14 protein-coding genes are annotated in these 19,496 nt (G+C 44.9%); all 14 read left to right on the top strand.

The annotated features are described in order from the left end of the window. Genes BLU33_RS20415 through BLU33_RS20355 form a run of 14 tightly spaced genes read left to right on the top strand, consistent with a single transcriptional unit; the run spans position 1 to position 19,468 of the window. Positions 1 to 531 (top strand): phage tail protein, encoded by a 531-nt coding sequence (locus BLU33_RS20415; RefSeq protein WP_091377568.1) that lies wholly within the window; start codon positions 1 to 3, stop codon positions 529 to 531. A gap of 23 nt (positions 532 to 554) precedes the next feature. Next, positions 555 to 725, top strand: a complete 171-nt coding sequence (locus BLU33_RS25225) for a DUF5908 family protein (RefSeq protein ID WP_157682278.1) — start codon at positions 555 to 557, stop codon at positions 723 to 725. Further along, on the top strand, positions 725 to 1,453 hold the full coding sequence (locus BLU33_RS20410; RefSeq protein ID WP_091377564.1) for a CIS tube protein: 729 nt from the start codon (positions 725 to 727) through the stop codon (positions 1,451 to 1,453). The genes BLU33_RS25225 and BLU33_RS20410 overlap by 1 nt, the downstream gene beginning before the upstream one ends. A gap of 2 nt (positions 1,454 to 1,455) precedes the next feature. After that, positions 1,456 to 3,252, top strand: coding sequence for a type VI secretion system tip protein VgrG (vgrG, locus tag BLU33_RS20405; protein WP_091377561.1), 1,797 nt, complete (start codon positions 1,456 to 1,458; stop codon positions 3,250 to 3,252). A 14-nt stretch (positions 3,253 to 3,266) separates the two neighbouring features. Beyond that, positions 3,267 to 3,557, top strand: coding sequence for a PAAR domain-containing protein (locus BLU33_RS20400; RefSeq protein ID WP_091377558.1), 291 nt, complete (start codon positions 3,267 to 3,269; stop codon positions 3,555 to 3,557). Between the two features lies 1 nt (position 3,558). Further along, positions 3,559 to 3,966: a GPW/gp25 family protein gene (locus tag BLU33_RS20395; protein WP_091377555.1), complete on the top strand. Its 408-nt coding sequence runs from the start codon at positions 3,559 to 3,561 to the stop codon at positions 3,964 to 3,966. Then, positions 3,966 to 7,532 (top strand): hypothetical protein, encoded by a 3,567-nt coding sequence (locus BLU33_RS20390; protein ID WP_091377552.1) that lies wholly within the window; start codon positions 3,966 to 3,968, stop codon positions 7,530 to 7,532. Before BLU33_RS20395 ends, BLU33_RS20390 begins: the two co-directional genes overlap by 1 nt. Beyond that, the gene (locus BLU33_RS20385) at positions 7,525 to 10,587 is read left to right on the top strand and encodes a hypothetical protein (RefSeq protein ID WP_091377550.1); all 3,063 of its coding nucleotides are present in this window, start codon (positions 7,525 to 7,527) and stop codon (positions 10,585 to 10,587) included. Before BLU33_RS20390 ends, BLU33_RS20385 begins: the two co-directional genes overlap by 8 nt. A 3-nt stretch (positions 10,588 to 10,590) precedes the next feature. After that, the gene (locus BLU33_RS20380; protein WP_091377547.1) at positions 10,591 to 13,959 is read left to right on the top strand and encodes a hypothetical protein; all 3,369 of its coding nucleotides are present in this window, start codon (positions 10,591 to 10,593) and stop codon (positions 13,957 to 13,959) included. Between the two features lie 3 nt (positions 13,960 to 13,962). Continuing rightward, a complete protein-coding gene (locus BLU33_RS20375) occupies positions 13,963 to 15,591 on the top strand; it encodes a contractile injection system tape measure protein (RefSeq protein WP_091377545.1) in 1,629 nt (542 codons plus the stop codon). 10 nt (positions 15,592 to 15,601) lie between these two features. After that, positions 15,602 to 16,768 carry an eCIS core domain-containing protein gene (locus tag BLU33_RS20370; protein WP_197684525.1) on the top strand — a complete coding sequence of 389 codons (1,167 nt, stop codon included), beginning with the start codon at positions 15,602 to 15,604 and terminating at the stop codon, positions 16,766 to 16,768. Positions 16,769 to 16,780: 12 nt separating this feature from the next. Then, positions 16,781 to 17,041: a hypothetical protein gene (locus BLU33_RS20365; RefSeq protein WP_091377542.1), complete on the top strand. Its 261-nt coding sequence runs from the start codon at positions 16,781 to 16,783 to the stop codon at positions 17,039 to 17,041. Positions 17,042 to 17,088: 47 nt separating this feature from the next. After that, entirely contained in the window at positions 17,089 to 18,042 is a 954-nt protein-coding gene (locus BLU33_RS20360) for an eCIS core domain-containing protein (protein ID WP_091377539.1), read from the top strand. A gap of 31 nt (positions 18,043 to 18,073) precedes the next feature. After that, positions 18,074 to 19,468: an eCIS core domain-containing protein gene (locus BLU33_RS20355; protein ID WP_091377536.1), complete on the top strand. Its 1,395-nt coding sequence runs from the start codon at positions 18,074 to 18,076 to the stop codon at positions 19,466 to 19,468. Positions 19,469 to 19,496 lie beyond the last annotated feature (28 nt).

The raw sequence follows: 19,496 nt of genomic DNA, 5'->3' as shown, positions 1-19,496 counted from the left end.
ATGTTTGATTATCCATTTACCGGGTTTCACTTTGTGGTGATGTTCGAGATATTTCCGCAGTTGCCCAATGATTTCCGTTTCCAGGATGTCACGGGCTTGAGCGTGGATGTAAACCTCGATACCTATCCCGAAGGTGGGGAAAATCGCTTTGTACATCGTTTGCCCGGCCGTAATAAATACGCCGACCTGGTTTTAAAGCGGGGGATGACACTGGTATCAGGCGTTACCGCGTGGTGTTTGGATTGTATTGAGAATTTCAACTACCAGCCAACCAACATGATCGTATCGCTTTTAAATGAGGATCATTTGCCGGTATCATCATGGTATATAACCAATGCCATCCCCATACGGTATGAGGTCTCGGGCCTTGATGCCATGCAAAACCAGATAGTTATTGAATCCATGACGCTGCGGTATGAGTACTATCGGACACTCAACCTATCAGCCGCTGTAGACGCCGCTATAGGGGCGGTTGCCGGCTTGCTTGGTGGTGGCAGCGCGGCGGCAACAGTAACCATATCGGTGCCTTAAAATGTACATAACCAATTAATGCCATGCCAGTTGAAATACGCGAATTGCAAATTACAGCCAATGTACAGGATGGCGGTAGTAAACCATCCTCCGGCTCCTCATCAAAGGGGGCCTCAGGCGGGGGATCAGATGATATGATCGCTAAATGTGTTGAACAGGTGCTTGATATATTAAGAGAAAAAAATGAACGCTGATGAGTAGTACAGGCGAATTACTGAAAATGCAGATCGTAGCCTACGACGATGATAGTTTCTCATCGGCTACAGGGCCCGATTATGTTTATGAAGTATTGATCAACCCTGAATCATACGCGCTTACCTATGCCTCAATAATTAATGATAAAAGCACGCAGGGCTCGAGCGAAAGTACGGTCACCCAAAATAAAAGGGCTCCGCAAACGGTAACTTTTAAGTTTTTGTTTGATGGTACAGGCGTAATACAAAGGGGCGGAGGCGGGTTACTGTCGGGCCTGGCGGTGCCGGGTTTACCCACCAACAAGCCTGATGTAATGCAGGATTATGAAAAGTTTAAAAGTGTAGTTTATCAATATGGCAGCGATACGCACCAGCCGCGCTATGTGCAGTTACAATGGGGATCATTGATGTACAACTGTCAGATGATTAACATGACCATCACTTTTAAGCTGTTTAACCCCGATGGAACACCCTTACGCGCTGAAGCCAACTGTACCTTTCAGAGTGTAATTAATGAAACTACACTGGCGGCTATTGAAAACCGGCAGTCGCCTGATTTAACACATGTAAGAACTGTAAAAGCCGGCGATACGCTGCCTTTGCTTTGTTATAAGGAGTATGGGGATAGCCGGTATTACTACCAGATAGCACAATTTAACAGGCTTACAGATTTTAAAAAATTAATACCGGGAGCGAAAATAATTTTTCCTCCTATTACTACAAGCTAATTATGCCGTTAAGCCAAACACTACCCGGAACACAAAAAACCGACCTGGTTACCTACACCATTAAGGTAAATGGAACTGCTCTCGGTACAACATATAAAGTTGCTTCAATGAGTTTTACCAACGAGATAAACCGTATACCTATGGCTAAGATCATAATTAATGATGGTGACCCGGCTAAACAGGATTTCCCTGTTAGCAACGAGGCTACATTTATACCGGGTTCTACCATTGATGTTACGGTGGGTTATCACTCCGATGAATCGCCGATATTTAGCGGGATAATTTTACGGCACAGTATAAAAATAAGGAACAGCGGTTCACCAATCCTGGTATTGGATTGCCGGGATAAAGCTGTACAAATGACCGTTGCCCGCAAAAATAAATATTTCTACAACCAAAAGGATAGCGATGCCGCCAGCGAGATCATCGGTAATTATGGCTTAACGGCAGCTATTGAAGATACCAGCGCACAACTGGAATCCATTGTACAATACGACAGCACCGACTGGGATTTCATCGTATCGCGCATGGAAGCGAATGGCAAACTCTGTACAGTTAGCAATGGCACTGTCACCGCAAAAAAACCTGATTTTACTACCGCAACGGTGCTTGATGCCGTATTTGGCGCTACCATGGTTGAGTTTGATGCCGACCTGGATGCCCGAAATCAGTACCAAAGCATTGTAGCCAAAACCTGGGATTATACCACCCAGGCGGTAGCAACAGCCAGCGCCGCGGAACCCGGATTTACCGAAAACGGTAACCTATCGAGCAGTGATTTGGGCAGTGTGTTGAATATAGCAGAATATGACCTGTATTCGGGTGAGGATGTAACATCGGATGAACTGCAAAGTCTCGCTGACTCCCGTTTGCTGAAGGCACGATTATCACGTTGCCGTGGTAGGGTGCGTTTTAGGGGATATGGCGGAGAATTGAGTCCGGGTGATCTGATCAACATTGGTGGTGTTGGCGACAGGTTCAACGGACCGGTATTTATATCGGCCGTTAGGCATGATATCACCGAAGGTAAATGGAATACCGATGTGCAGTTCGGCATGTCGAATGATTTGTTTATGGCGCAGCCGGATATAAACTCAGCACCGGCAAGCAATATGCTGCCTGCCATACAGGGCCTTCAGATTGGTGTGGTTACCGATCTGGAAAGTGACCCCGACAGCCAGGACCGCATCCGTGTACGGTTGCCCATCATCGATGCTAATGAAGATGGTGTCTGGAGCCGCATAGCCAGTTTGGATGCGGGCAATAACCGGGGGATGTTCTTTCGGCCTGAGATTGGCGACGAAGTAATAGTTGGTTTTTTAAATAACGACCCGCGCCACCCGGTAGTACTGGGTATGCTGAACAGCAGTGTTAAGCCCGCGCCCTTAAAAGGTTCAAACCAAAATGATCAAAAGGGTTATACATCGCGCAGCGGCATGACCATGATGTTCAATGATTCCGAAAAATCGCTAAAGATCCAGACTCCCGCAGGTAAAAAATTAACCCTTAGCGAGCAGGATGGGGTGATAGATATTGAAGATGAGAACGGCAATAAATTTTCAATGGACTCATCATCCATAACCATGCAAAGTGCAGCGGATATAAACATAACAGCAAGCGGTAATTTAAATGTTACCGCTACCAATATAAATCTTACGCCTTCATCCAGTTTAGCGGTAAGCGCAGGCGGGGCCACAATAAACGCGGGGAGTGGTAGTGCAAGTATATCGGCACCATCAGTAAGTGTTGAGGGCTCGGGCACGGCAACAATAAAGGGTGGGGTTGTAATGATCAATTAAAACAAAGAAAAATTATGCCATTTGCAGCACGGGTTTCAGATATGCACGTTTGCCCAATGTTTACCGGGCCGGTACCACATGTGGGTGGCCCTGTGTTGCCGCCATGTAGCCCAACGGTGTTAATCGGTGGTTTACCTGCGGCCTGTGTTGGTGATATGTGTGTTTGTGCCGGTCCGCCTGATGTTATTGCCATGGGTTCATCAACGGTATTAATTGGCGGTAAACCAGCGGCCCGCATGGGTGATACAACCGCGCACGGCGGTACAATAGTTTTAGGATGTCCAACAGTAATTATAGGAGGCTAAAATGAACACGGATTTTTTAGGAACAGGCTGGGGTTTCCCGCCAACGTTTGATAATGCGACCAATAAGGTAGCCATGAGCAGCGATGAAGCTGATATACAGCTCAGTCTGCAAATACTACTATCAACTCGAAAAGGCGAACGCGTTATGCTACCCGATTATGGCTGCAACCTTAACGAAATGCTTTTTGAGCCGATGAACACCACCTTTAAAAGCTATATAAGTGAAATGATACGCACCGCCATACTTTATTATGAGGCGCGAATAGACCTGAATAGTTTGTTGATAGATGACAGTCAGGATGCAGAGGGGATCATCATAATCAACATCAGTTATACGGTGCGCACTACAAATTCAAGGTTCAATTTTGTATATCCTTTTTATAAAAGAGAAGGAACAGAACTAAATTAATGGCAAAAACTTGTACAGATACCACGTTACTAACCAATAGCGGTACCAGTCAGGTACAGCGGCCTTTAGGCGCGCTGATAACTGATTGCCCGCTGGTGGATGAGCGTACTGATGCCGATCTGATTTTACTCACCAAACGATACGCCGCCTACTTAAATTATTATGACCTCACTAATGCCATTGTGGGCGATTGGCAGGCACTAATGAGCAATGATGTTGCCGTAGTAATTGCCACCATTGCCGATTGGCGCACACAGGATTATGCTAGCTATATACAAAGCACCATTGATAATGCCCTGAACGCCACCACCGATCTTGAAGCCCAGGAATACTTTAAGGTGCTATTTGATTTTGTTTTTTCATTGGCGGTAGGGCTTGATAATGCTTATCGTCAATTGCCTGCGAAATTGGATTATACCACCTTCTTATCGGTTTCCATTGCATCAAACCTGGCGGCTGCTTTGAGTACTTTGGTGTATTACTATAATCAGTTTAAAACCAATCCGCTTGTACTTATCGATGAAGCACTGACTTTTACCGATGGCCTTACCCCGGTTGATCCGCTGATACTTTCACAAAATTTCAACATAGCCTTGTTGAGCGATCCGCCATTTACAAGTGCTGCCCCTGCTACCGTATATCCAATAACACTTACCGGCACAACCGCCCTTGCCGATATTAAACATATCCTAACCCATAATCTATTTATAGGGGCATACCAGGCATTTATTGATGGGGTTACCACCATTGTAAGCCGTACCCCGGCGTATTTGCAGGAGGTATTAAAAGAATATCCGAAACATTCGCCGCATTATGCCTTGTATTTGGCTTTTTTGAGGTTGTTCACTTATGCACAACAGCATTTGAATGGCTATACTAAAAGGCATCTCGATTTTTATTACAAAGATGTATTGCAGCTCACCAACAGCCCCGCCGAGGCGGATTATGTGCACCTGCTTTTCACCCTGCAAAAAAATATCGACCAGCACCTGTTAACCCAGGGCACACAGTTTAAGGCAGGTAAAGATGCCAATGGCAACAATCTGTTTTATGCACTTACGGATGATATTGTATTACAAACTGCCAGTGTAACGGCATTAAGATCAATTTATCTGGATGAATATGCAGGATCACCGGTTACATTATATGCATCGTCAATCGCTAATTCACAGGATGGGCAGGGAGGCAAGCTCTTAAGTGCTGATGGCTCATGGCCCGCGTTCGGCAATCCTGAAAACAATATTCAGACTGCCAACATAGGTTTTGCGCTGGCATCAAACGTGCTTTACCTGAATGAAGGCACGCGCGAGATCGACATCACTTTTCAATACACGGCTAATACCGCTCTTACGGCGGCAATGCTTACCGGAACATCGGCCTTGCCTGCCTTTACTATACAGCTAACAGGCAAAAAAGCGTGGTATACTGTGCCATCTTATACCATCGCTGTAAACAGCACCAGTTCATTTACGCTGACCGTTACCTTGGAGGGCGATGCGCCATCTATAATCCCTTATTCTGCTAAAATACACGGCGGTACTTTCCCGCAGGAGCTGCCCATGGCGCAGATAATGCTTACAGGAGGTTTTGCATCGTACACAACAATAGCACAGCTCAGTATAACTGAAATAGATATAGCGGTAATTGTACAGGATGTTAAAAACTTGTCGCTCCAGAATGATGATGGTAAAATAAACACTTCAAAACCATTTAAACCTTTTGGCGACTTTCCCGAAGCAGGCACCGCGTTTATTATGGGCAGCAAGGAGATCTTTCAAAAGAAATTATCCGTCCTGTCGCTGGAGATAGAATGGTCGCAGGCACCGATTGCAAGTACCAATGTGGATAGCTATACCCTTGTAAAAGGCGACTGGCAGGAACTGGGTGTTATAGGCCTGGGTACTGATATGGCCATTGATACCAGTGAAATGGTACAATCGCCGCTTGATTTTACCGCTAATGATGATTATTCAGTTACCGAAATAGATGGCTTTATAAAGGTGGAATTGCAGGGATCGGCTTATAGTTTGAGCACTTATCTCGGCAATATAACCCCGCCATCGGTTACAGTAAATTATGTTACCGGTAGTACAACGCAGGTTTCGGGTTATACAGTAAGCAAGCCTGATGTAACAACCCCTCCGCATCCTATTGCCAAAGCGTTAACGGTAAACTATACCGCTGCCGATACCATCAGCTTAAATACAAATACTGCGGCCCAGTACAATGCCCGTACTAATTATTTTTATCATGTGGAGCCTTTTGGCTTCCGCGAGATGCACCCGACCATCATAGCAAAAGATCCGCTTACGTTGCTGCCGATCTTTAACCTTACCCCGGTTGTAAGCGGGAATGATGGCGGGGAGCTATGGATAGGATTAAGCAGTGCTTTGCCCGATGAAACTTTCTCGGTATTGTTTCAGGTATCTGATGGCAGCGCCAACCCGTTGCAACCTATGACTACTGTAACCTGGTATTACCTGAGCGCCAATAACTGGTTGCAGTTTGATGATACATCGGTGGTTGATTATACGAGCAACCTGACCACTTCGGGCCTGGTGGTATTTTTAGTGCCCGATACAGCCACGCTTGATAATACCCGGGCCGATGCTGCATTGCTATGGATAAAAGCGGTTGTAGTACATGAAACAGATGCCATATGTAACCTAATTGCCGTAGATGTTAATGCCGCCAAAGCACAGTTTGTACAGGACATACCCGATGGTATCGAGTTTACGCAAACCCTGCCGCCAAATACCATCAGCAAGCCCGCCGTTGCCGATGCTGCTTTAAAGCAGACGCAGCAACCCTATAATTCCTTTGATGGCAGGGTGGCTGAAACCGACGATCAGTTTTATGTGCGGGTGAGCGAAAGGCTGCGCCATAAACAACGCGCCATTACCACCTGGGATTATGAGCGGATTGTACTACAGCAATACCCCGAAATTTTTAAGGTAAAATGCCTTAACCATACCGGGATGATCACCGATACAATCACCAATCTGCCCAAATATTCGGAAACATTGGCGGGGCATGTAATGGTGATCACTATACCTGACTTGACCAATATAAATACGGTTAACCCGCTCAGACCGTATACCAGTATCGGGCTGCTTACAAAAATACAGACCTACCTGGCCACTTTAACATCGCCATTTGTGCAGTTGGATGTTACCAACCCGCAGTTTGAGGAGGTGCAGTTTAAGTTTCATGTGGTGTTCATTGGCTTGTCGGATCCGAGCTTTTATGTTACCCAGTTAAATAACGATATAGAACAGTTTTTAACACCCTGGGCTTTTGGCAACCCACAGGCTATTGAGTTTGGCAACACGGTTGAAAAATCGGTAGTGCTGAATTTTGTTGAAGAGCGGACTTATGTGGATCATGTTACCTGCTTTAAGATGAGCCACATTATACGCGATGGCGATACTGTCATCTCTATACAAAAAGATATTGAAGAAGCGGTGCCAAGTACGGCACGGTCGATCATCGTATCGTACTATAACGAGAAAACTAAGGTAAAACACAAGATAACACCTGGCGATAAATGCGATTGCAATGGATAAAGACTTTATAGATAAAAACCCGGTACTAACTACCGATCAGGACTATGCTGCCCTCCGTGCAAAAGGTTTGCATTATATTGAGGAGCTGAGCCATAAGTACTGGACGGACTACAATGAGCATGACCCCGGTATAACCATTATGGAGGCCCTATGCTATGCCATTACCGAGCTGGGCTATCGCATCGACCTGCCCATGCAGGATTTGCTTACCAATCCCGATGGCACCATCCCCGATACGCAAACACTATACACCGCAAAAAATATCCTCACCCAATCGCCATTAACTATTGATGATTACCGCAAGCTGCTGATCGATATTGTTGGGGTAGAGAATGCCTGGCTTACAGCGGTTGATTATAACACGGTTAACGGTGTAAACATCGCGGTAAATGAAGTACCCATATATGCCGATTGTAGCGCAGATACATTATCCTATACTGTAACGCCTCACCCGGTTTACCTGTCGGGTTTGTACCAGGTATTGCTTGATCTGGATGATGACGACCAGCTCGGCGACCTGAACAATGGCGAAGTGCAAATATTAAACCCTGTATTTGGTGCATTTACTGAGGGCGAGGTGAGTCTGACGATAGTTTTCCCGATATGGAATGATCCATCTGTTGAAAAATTATTACTGGCCAGTCCGGTAAAGGCGGTTAATGTGAGTGCCACATTTAGTGCTGCCGGCAGCATTATCACTGCCACTATAAACGTTAAATATTCAATTGGCAGCGCGCACTATACCATAACACTTATACCCATTGTAAACATTGACCTGCAGCCAGCGGATCAGACAATTGGCCCTGCCGAACTTGCGAACTTTTTTACGCCGGAGTTTACGGCCCAGGTGGTGAATTTGTATTTGTTAAAGATCCAAAAGGCAAAAAACATCGTTCAAAAAGCTATCCGCAGATTAAATGAGAACCGTAACCTGTGTGAGGATTTTGTAAGTGTTACTACAATAAAAGATGAGGAAATAGCCTTTTGCTGTGACATTGATATAACGCCATCAACTGATATGTCGGAGGTGCAGGCCGAAGTGTTTTTTGCCATTGAGGAATACCTGAATCCACCGGTAAACTTTTACCTGCTGAGCGAAATGCAGGCCATGGGTTATACTACCGATGAGATCTTCTCGGGCCCGGTTTTAAAGCATGGCTTTATTGATACGGTGCAGTTGGAGCAAACCCAGTTAAAAACGGAGATCTATGCCTCAGAGATCATCAGCCTGATTATGAATATTGAAGGCGTATTGGCTGTACGCAGTTTCAGGATGACAAAGTATGGCACCGATGATCAGCCTGTAACAGGTGAAACCAATAAAAGCTGGTGTATGCCGATCACCCTGGGATGTAAACCTGTTTTTTCGGAAACCAAATCAAAAATGGTGTTCTATAAGAACCAGTTCCCGTACCTGCCAAATATGGATGAGGTGAATGATATTTTGCGTTGGCTGCGCGCCACCCGGGCACACAATAAACTATCGGGCCATGAGGATGATATTCCTATCCCGTCAGGTACTTATTTCCCGTTGGATAGCTATACCTCTATTGAAGAACTTTTCCCGGTAACCTATGGTATCGGGCAACCAGGCCTGCCGCCAACAGCTACCGATCAGCGAAGGGCGCAGGCAAAACAATTGCAGGCTTACCTGTTGCTGTACGATCAGTTGCTGGCCGATTTTCTGTCGCAACTGGCAAATGCCAAAGAGCTGTTCTCGACCGATACAACGGTGCAGACCTATTACGCCCAGTTTATTGATAGCGTTAAAAATATCATGCTCATCTACAAGCAGGATAGCAGTTCAAAAACCATTAATGAACTGGTGATGCAAAACCAGGATTCGGCAGCAACTACGGTAAACGACTGGCAAGCGTTATACGAAAAAAATGAGCTTTTCCTCAACCGCCGGAACAGTTTCCTCGATCACCTGATGAGCCGCTTTGCCGAATCATTTAATGAATATGTTTTGCTGATGTATAGTCTGGATTATACCACGCAGCAGGAAACCGGTATCACCCTTGCCAGCATGATCGAGGATAAGATCCAGTTTTTGCAGGATTACCCGGTAATGAGCTATGAGCGTGGCAGGGCCTATAACTATTTCCCGCAAAAGCACGATTTTACAATTGATACCTTAAAACTATGGGATACCGATAATGTAGCAGGCGTTGAAAGAAAACTGAGTCACCTTGGTGGTTTTAAAAGCAATATCCCGGGTGTCGAAGCATATTTCCGCAGGTTTCTATACTGTATTGGCAATGCAACCATTACCTCCAGCGGTACACCTGCCAAGTATAATTTTGTATTTACGGAGGGCGCGAACGCACTTACCTCTGTTAAAAGCTATAACACTAATGCACAGGCACAAAAGGCACTCCCTGCATTTATGGATCTGCTGTTAACAACCGATAATTACGCCATCACCCAAACCGGTATCAATTGGAATGTATACGTAGTTGATAACAATGGCGTTAACCAAGCCATCAGTAATAATTTTACATCCGAAGCGGATGCAGAAACAGCCATGGCGCAATTCATCAGTACATTTAGTACCATGTGTGATAATGAAGGTCTGCACCTTATTGAACATATTTTGCTAAGGCCACGCGATAATACTTTCGACCTTGCGCCGGTATGCCTTGATCCCAACTGCGATTTTTGCGGCGATGAGGACCCCTATTCATTCCGTATTTCAGTGGTGATGCCTTACTGGCCCGCCCATTTCCGGAGCATGGCTTTCAGGGAGTATTTTGAGGATATCGTCCGTCAGGAAGTGCCCGCTCATACTATTGTTAAGGTTTGCTGGATAAATGATGAATCCATGTATGAGTTTGAAAGGGAATATAAGGCATGGATAACTGCGCTGGCTAATTACTCATTGGATAAGGTAACCGGCCTGCACAAATTCGAGGTCGCCAATAATAAACTGCTGAAGCTGCTCTTTAGTCTGCATAGCGAATACCCTGTGGCTACTTTGCACGATTGTGAGGATAGCCAGGGCACCAACCCGGTACAATTAGGAAAAACTGTTTTAGGATCTTATAAAACTTGAGATATGATAAATTCAAATGAATACATCTTCTTTGAAGCGGATCAGGTGCTCACTAATGACCACCTGAATGAGTCATTCAATTACCTGGATCACCAGGCCCGCTGGACACGCAACAAGCTGATTGGGATAGGTATTGCTTGTGGCCTGGAGATCGTTATTCACAGCAATGGTATTGAAATAACCAAGGGCTGTGGTGTTACATCTCAGGGTTACCTTATTGTGCAGCCAAAGGAAAAGTATACCTGGTACATGAACTATTCGCAGATACCGATCCCTGCTGACCTGCCCTTTAAGCATGGCACCGACCTGCCTTTTTATGAAGGTTATGGTACCAGTGGCACGCAGATCTATTTGTTGCTTACGGATGATCAGCAAAAGGCGCTTGATCCAGCCAAAAAAGCCAGCGCAGTAGCCATAAATACTACCAATGGCTTTTTGGATAATTACGCGGTAGCTTTGTTTCTGGAAGCAAAGGAAACCGACCTCAAGAATTGCGATATGCTGGATTGCAATAACATGGGCGAAAAAATGGTGTTTACGGTAAGGCCGCTGCTGGTGCCTACAGCTGATCTGCTCACATTAAGAAACGGGATGCCTGATAAGATCACGTTAACACAAAACGATTACCAGATCAACCTGAAACGTTACAATGTGCCTTACAAACCATTAAAAACAAGCATAGAGGTTTTAGAGGCATTTTATGCAATTGTTGATAATGCTGTTTTAACTGAGTTAAGCGATGCCTTAAATTATCTTTATGAGGAATACGGCACGTTGTTAAAGCTCAACACAAATCCCTTTGTGTTTTTATTGGCTGAGCTGAAACTAATGCGGGAGCGCATATTTAAGCAGGTGCCGTACTTTATAGAGTACTTTTATGATTTTATAGATGACCTGATCAAAGCTTATTATGAGCTTTCGGAAAAGGTAGCCGACCTGTCAGAATGTTGCCCGGACGTTAACCTGTTCCCGCTGCACCTCATATTGGGCAGCGCTTCGCAATCAACTGACGCGTTTTTAAAGGACCCTTACCGCGATTACTTTATCTATTCGGGCCTGTTTTCAAAAATGGATGGCGATGCCGCCGAAGCAACGCTGCTGTTTAAGCGCATAATTGTAATGCTGCGGGAGTTTGCCATACAAACAGAAAAAGCCATCATCATTACACCGAGCCAGTATGAGTGGCCGCCGCTTTCGGCGCGGGCCATCCCTTATTACTATTTTAAAGCGGGTGTTCATATGAAACCGTTTGGTACAGAGAAGCTTAATCAGGTATTTAATTTAACGGGTAATGGCGACACTGAATTATACAAATACTGGAATTACGAAAAAACCCTTAAAAATGAAGAAACGTTAAATTTAAGCTATCATGCCAATAGCTATACCAGCAAAAAGCCTGTGGTAGACCCGCTTTTGTATGATATAGAAAAGTATAATTTTTTCAGGATAGAGGGTCATATCGGCCAAAACTACAGGATTGCCTTAGAGCGCATACTATTACAACGTGCCGAATATAACCTGCCCTTTGATGTAGTAGCTGTGTCGGCCGATCAGTTGACTTTGAGTGCTCCGCTGCCCGAATGCAGTATGCAGGACCTGGATACGGCCTACAAGCTGATAATAGGCGATGCCGCCTGTAAAATTCACACCCTGTTTTGTTATATCAGCAATATGCCTTTCAGGTCTGGTTATGATGAGGCCGGGAATGATGGTACTGTAATAGTCGACAAGGCCCAGGAGAATACGAATACCGGGGATACGGAAATAAATCAGGGGGTATACACTTTAGGCAATGCAAGTTTTTCAAGCTATAAGGTCAAAGGTGCGTTGGAGTTTGAAACGCCAATAACTATCAGTGCGACTTATAAAAGAGGTGATTTTTTAAGGAAAAATTGCCCCCCTGCCGAAAGAACACTGGGCTGGACCTACTTACGATCATTAGACAGTAATGGGGAGTTCAGAAACCCCCTGCAGTCCAGTTTGATCAGGGCTAATGGGGATAAGTTACTTGTTGCTGAATATCACTTCTTTCAGTTTATAGAATTTGTTGAGGACCTGATGTTCGTTTTATACACTCATACCCTGGCCGAAATTAATATTGAATTGCTGGTGAGGATATACCGTGAGTATCTGGAAATGGCCGTAATAGTGATCAGGCTGTTGTTAGAGGCTGCCGACGTGGCTGCTGATAATAGTACCACTGATTCCGCTGGTAATACCACTGATTATGTTTCATTTGATGAAGCAGGTGAACTAATACTGCTTACCGATGAGCTGAGCTTGCTGCTATCGCTGTGTGTTGATGAGCGTATAGATGTATTAAAAAGAGAATATATGCTGCGGCTCCGCAACTATCAGCAGCAGCTTACATTTTTTAACTACTATAAAAAGCACCCGGGGCTTGAACATAAGGCAGGCGTACCCAAAGGCGGCACATTTGTACTGGTTTATGATGGAGAATCACGCGAGCTGCGTGAACCGGTTAACGCGGTAGGTATCATTGTAGAAAGGGGAAGCGCAGAGGTATTAGGTACTACAACCGGTGAGCCTGTAGCCACACCATCGCCGTACAGCACGGAGCTTACTAAAATGATTATGAAGTTTGTTGAAGATTGTAAGGATGCGCCCCCTAAAACAAAAACACCAATTATAACCGCATTAAACCCACCGGTAATAGGAACCAGGCGCGGATTAACTGAAGGCGCTGTAATAGCTGATTTTTATATCCCTTACCTATGCTGTTCGGATTGCCCGCCGGTGGCGTACATTATGCCGGAGCCGAGGCCGTTAAAAATTGTTAAACCAATTAAGCCTGTAGAGCAGCCTGTAATAAATGCAGCAGGCCCTTTTTGCAGTAATGATAGTAGTACAGCACAACTTAGCGGCACGCCAACAGGCGGCACATTTGGTGATAGTACAGGGGCGGCAATAACAGGCATAAACGCCAATGGGTCATTTGTGCCTGCTAATTTAACGCCGGGTTCATATGATGTTTATTATACAGTGGCGCGTGTAACATCCGCCAAAACAACTATTGTGATAACTGATGCCGGGAGTGATTTTACATTCCCTGCCCAGGTTAATGGTGTACAGCCATCGGAGATCGAGTTTGATGCGAGTAATGTTGAAAGCGGGGTTACTTATCAATGGCAGATCACCCCTGAGAATAAACAATTAAAGGCTAAAGATTCAACTACCGATGCAAAATTCCTGGCGATACTAAGTCCGCAAGTGCAAAATGAGAACCCCGACGGCGTTTCGGTAACTCTTACAATAGCTAATGGTGCTTGTAAAAGTACTACCACTAAAACTTTTAAATTCACTATTAATGGTAGCCAGAGCGGCGTTACAGTAACACAACTAGGCAGTTAAAAAATGGTAAGGCATATCATTCACCGGCAAAAAATAATCCTCAATCTCTCAAAACGGGAGCATGCGGGTGCTTTGCAGGCAAGTGTAAGCAACCTGATGCAGCATGATTTAAAGGCCGGTATTGATGTCATTTTTAACAATGCTTTTCCCGAAGATAAAATTATACGCATTGATAAGCTGCAGCTTAACCTCGGCACCATAAATCAGCAGAATTTTGAAAACGAGTTTAAGGCGCAACTGCTGAGCGAACTGGCCAAAGGCTTATCACAGCAAAAAGATAATTTAAGCTATGCCGATAGTGCCGAGGAGTTAAATAGGGAACAATCGTTAATAAATGCCCTTATTTATTTTTTAGAGAAAGGCTACTTACCCTGGTACCAGGCTATCACCACTATGGATGATTGGGAAACAGAGATCCTGAATAATTTTACAGATCGCGAATACCAGCAGTTTTTTAGCAAGGTATTATTAAAGCAGCATGCGAATGAGGTAGTTGTTCAGCGATTAATCCTGCAGTTTTCCGATAAGTTTTTAGGGAGATTATTATCTGGAGCAATGCCTGAGTTTGACTTTTCATGGGAACTGATCTATAACGATATGGCCTTAGTGATACACAGCTTTGTGAAGCACTCAACAACTACCGTGCGCAACCGGATATGGCAATATATTTTGCAGGCTTTGCCCGATAGAAGGAGCAATGATATCAGCTTTCATGTTTTAAATAAACTTTCTGTTTACTTTGGTATTAGCGGCAGTGATATCACCCCAAAAAAAGAAAGTAAAATAATAAGCGAGCTAAAGACCAATATTATACAGTCTGATTTCAAAAAGCTGATCGTTTGTTTAAAACAAAAAGTTAAAAAAGATCATCATAAAAAAAATAGAAAATCTGCTAAAAACATCGGAGGATTTAATGAAGATCAAAGCGTAGCAGATGATGTTAAAGTAGCTGCTGGTGTAAGCACCGATCCGGTTGATGAAGGCACTATTTTAAGCGGGACTGATACTATCCCCGATAGTGAAAGCGCGGCAATAAATGAGCCCGATATTGCCAAGGATGAACAATCATCTGAAAAAAAGGAAAAACCAAAGCCAGTACAACGTAAAAAAGATGCGCAGATAATTGCCGGTGATATGTTATTTGTTAATAACAGCGGCACCATAATACTACATCCATTTTTAAAAGCTTACTTTGAAAGTTTGGGGCTTTTGGCCGAAAAGAAATTTATAAGCGATGAGGCCTGCCAGCGCGCTGTGCTATTACTGCATTACCTTGCTACCGGCGAAACAAAAGTTGCCGAATTTAACCTCACCCTGCAAAAGGTAATGTGCGGCTATCCGCTGGATGATACATTGCCTGATGAAATACGCTTAACCGAAAAAGAGATCACCGAATCAGAGAATTTATTGGGTGCTGTAACTAATTATTGGGTACCTTTAAATAACACATCTATACAAGGGCTACGCAGCTCATTTTTGCAGCGCGAAGGTAAGCTGGAACTAAGGGAGAACGGTTGGTTGCTCACCATTGAGCAAAAAACACTGGATATATTACTGGGCAAACTGCCCTGGGGAATTTCAACCATCCGCCTGCCATGGATGGAACAGTTATTAAACGTGGATTGGTATTAACTTTATATCTATGAAGGAAAGCAAGCAATCATCACAGCAGGAAAATAACCCTTTAAAAAGCAGTAGTCTGTTTTTTAAGGATCATACTGTACAGGCCAAACTTACCATAAACCAACCTAATGATGTATATGAGCAGCAGGCAGACCATATGGCCGACCAGGTAATGCGCATGCCCGATGCATCAGTAAAACAACCGGGCTTTTTTAAACCGGCCATCAATCCGCTGCAACGTAAATGCCATGAGTGCGAAGAGGATGATAAAAAACTACACCGTAAGGAAAACTCGACAGGCGAAGTACATGCCGATAGCCAGCTTAATAATTATGTGAGCTCTTTGGGTGCAACTGGCCAGTCGATGTCATCAACCGCGCGCAAGTTTTTTGAGCCGCGGTTCGGCTATAATTTTTCAAACGTTAAGCTCCATACCGATTCGGTAGCGGCAAAATCGGCACAATCTATTAACGCGCTGGCCTATACCAGCGGCAATAATATAGTTTTTAATACTAACCAGTATTCGCCCGAAAGTGATAGCGGAAAAAAACTCATAGCGCATGAACTTACGCATGTTGTACAGCAGGGGCTAACTAACCAAAGTATCCAACGGCAATTGGACCCATTGGATGGCGGCTTACCTCCTGGCGGACTGCCTCAGCAACCCCAGGCACAGCCCACTGATGGCGGGCAGCAAGGTGCGGTCCAACAGGGCTCCTCGTCAAGTGGCTCTAGTGGCGGCGGCGGTGGTGGCGGCCCGGTAGTTTCAGGGGATTGCCGTGTGGATGTAAGGGCAACTAAAATTCCGGCTTTGCATGGTATACCAATTTACCATCTTTTTGTTATACTGCATAATAAAGGAACAGGCGAGGAAAGTTATTACCGTGGCGGGCCAGCTGGCAGCGGACCTTTTGGCAATATTGTTACCATGTATGGCAGATACCTGCCCGGTACTATAGACTGGGAGCCATCAGCACCTTCGGTTACTGCACAAGATCCGGTGGATTGTACAACAACCGATGCCTGCTTGGTTAGAGAATTAGCGCGTATTGATGGTACAGCCACTCCATATGCACCTACCGGCCCTAATAGTAATACTGTGGCACGGACAATATTACATAATTGCGGTATTCCGGAAGTTAAACCAGTTTGGGTAGCACCAGGCTGGGGCGATCCCGTTCTATAAAAAAGAAGAAATATGAAATTTAAATCAAGGGAAGAACTGCAACAGTATTTGGTAACGCAGTTCCCGGTAAATACAACAGATCATGATACAATAACCAATTGGTTAAAGGATAATGGATTTGAATATTCCGCGCTTACTGATAATGTAGTATACGCATCAGTTATCAGCGAAAGGAAGTTTTTAACTATCACCAAATTGCTGGTCAGGTTTGTTTTTACACCCGATAAATTATTGAAGGAAATAGCTGTTGAACAGGGAATAATAGCACCATAATGGATGCGATAAATATTTGATGCTAACGAATTGTAAATGGATTGGATATGGGATCAATAACATGCAAAACCAGGCGTTGTGAATCGGCACGGTCAGGTACCGGCCGGCCGGCGTTTTTTCAGGCTAAACCTGCCATAAACCAGGAAAACGATGTTTATGAACAGGAAGCCGATCATATGGCTGATAACGTTATGCGGAGGGGGGATAATTCCATCAACCAAAAAAGCTTTTTCAAGCCCTCAGCCATACAGCGTAAATGTAATGCAGGGAACGCGGGTCAGGGTAGCAATGCCGTGGATAGTTATGTTGGTTCATTAAACTCATCAGGCCAGGCAATGCCTGAAAGCAGCCGTAAATTCTTCGAACCCAAATTCGGGCGTGATTTTTCGGAGGTCAAATTACATACAGATTCAACAGCAGCAAAATCGGCACAAGCCATCAACGCGCTGGCCTATACCAGTGGTAATAATATTGTTTTTAACACCGGCCAGTATTCACCTGACAGCGAAAAAGGCAAAAAATTATTAGCACATGAGTTAACCCATGTTATGCAGCAAAGCAGTAGCACTACCACTCCCGGCGTACAAAGAATGCTGGCCTGCCCTACCCATTTAAATGACAATGACCCGGTGCCGCCAGGCTTTAAACCTTATTTCGGTAGTACGAGTGTCTTTCATTGCGGTTTCAGAACAATTCTTGAGGATAGGGCGCCTACACCATCCGACCCGATGAATGAATGTGTTTATGACCATTCAGGAGTTCTTGTTACCGATAGCCACAAGTACTCCGGCTGCCAGGGAACGCCTGATCAGTATGACTCCAAGGCAGATCCGATAAAACATACTGTTCTTGATTCAGGGGGTATTGTGCGGGCCGGAGGCCCTGCATTATTATCATCAGTGGGCCATGCTGCAGGCGAGGCTGTAGATGCCGTAACACAGCCAATAAGGGACGTTGGCAGTTGGCTGGAGCGTGGGGTTAGGGGTATTTACGGTATGTAATAGATCACCATATATAAGAAACATTTAAAAAATGCTGGCCACACAACAACAGTCATCCGTAACCGAAGTGAAAAATAGTTCACCTCAAAAAGGTCATTTTTTTCAGCCCAAACTCAGCATCAACCAACCCAATGATGCCTACGAACAGGAAGCTGATCATATGGCCGACCGCGTTATGCGCATGCCTGATCCCTTTGCAAGGCAGGATAGCTTTTTTAAGCCTGCGGGCCACGCCATTCAGCGTAAATGTGCTCATTGTGAGCAGGAGGATAAAATGCTGCACCGTAAAGAGAGCTCAACAAGTGAAGTTGGGGGCAGCAGCCAGTTAGATAGCTATGTAAGTTCGCTAAGCACAGCAGGGCAATCTCTTTCTACAAACAGCAGGCAGTTTTTTGAGCCACGTTTTGGGCATGATTTTTCCAATGTGCGTATCCATACTGATCAGGTAGCCGCAAAATCAGCGGAATCAATAAATGCGCTGGCTTATACTACGGGCAATAATATAGTTTTTAACAGCGGACAGTATTCGCCTGAAACCGCCACAGGGCAACGGTTAATGGCGCATGAGCTAACGCACGTAATACAACAGGGTGGAAGCGCTGTATCAAAAATTCAAAAAGTAGATAAGGCACCCGGTCCTCCGTGCAACCTTGTATCGGTCGTACCTTCGAATGACCGGTATAAATTTGTAGTAGATACCGATAATTTTGAAGAGGGACAGCAGAAGGCGTTAACAGACAAATTAGCAACAACCAGCACCGCTTCACCAATTGATGTATTAGGAATGGCAAGTGCCGAGGGACCCGAAGCAAATAATGTTACATTATCATGCAAAAGGGCTAGTAAAGTAGCAACAATAGTGAGGGGATCGGGGCATACAGTTGGCCTGGAAAATGCCACCGGTGGATACCCGGGCTCGGAGCATGATAAGAATTACAGGGCAGTTGCCCTAAATATTCAGGCAGCGCCGCCGCCTTGTGTCCCACCGCGAACTCCGGCGCCCGGATCATGGCATGGTACAGTAAGAGTACCTGAATTAACAGATCCGCATATTCGCAGTACATCAACATGCAGGGGAGCATGCGGGCCTGATTGCCCGCCTACCTGCACTCATGCACCCGATGTGGTACTATGTATACCTGATGCAACACGAAGTTGTCATTACACCTTTACTTATCACGATGTTCAGGAATGTGGCTCGCACCTGGGTTGCAGGATACATGATGACTGTTATGATGCCTGCGACTGTGTAGGGACTTGCTATACTGATCCATGTCATCGCAATTGCGACCTTCAGTGTTTTGCTGTATATGGCAGCAGTCAATGTAACGAATGGAGGAAGGGAAATGGACCTTTTGACAGCCGTATACAATACTCTATGCCGCCAGAAATTTCAGCAGCAATTCCAGGGCCATGCCCTCCTTAACTGAACCGAAGAAGGATGGGTATATTTT

This window comes from Mucilaginibacter mallensis (assembly GCF_900105165.1).
GTDB lineage: Bacteria > Bacteroidota > Bacteroidia > Sphingobacteriales > Sphingobacteriaceae > Mucilaginibacter > Mucilaginibacter mallensis.
This window is presented reverse-complemented; position numbering and strand designations above follow the sequence as displayed.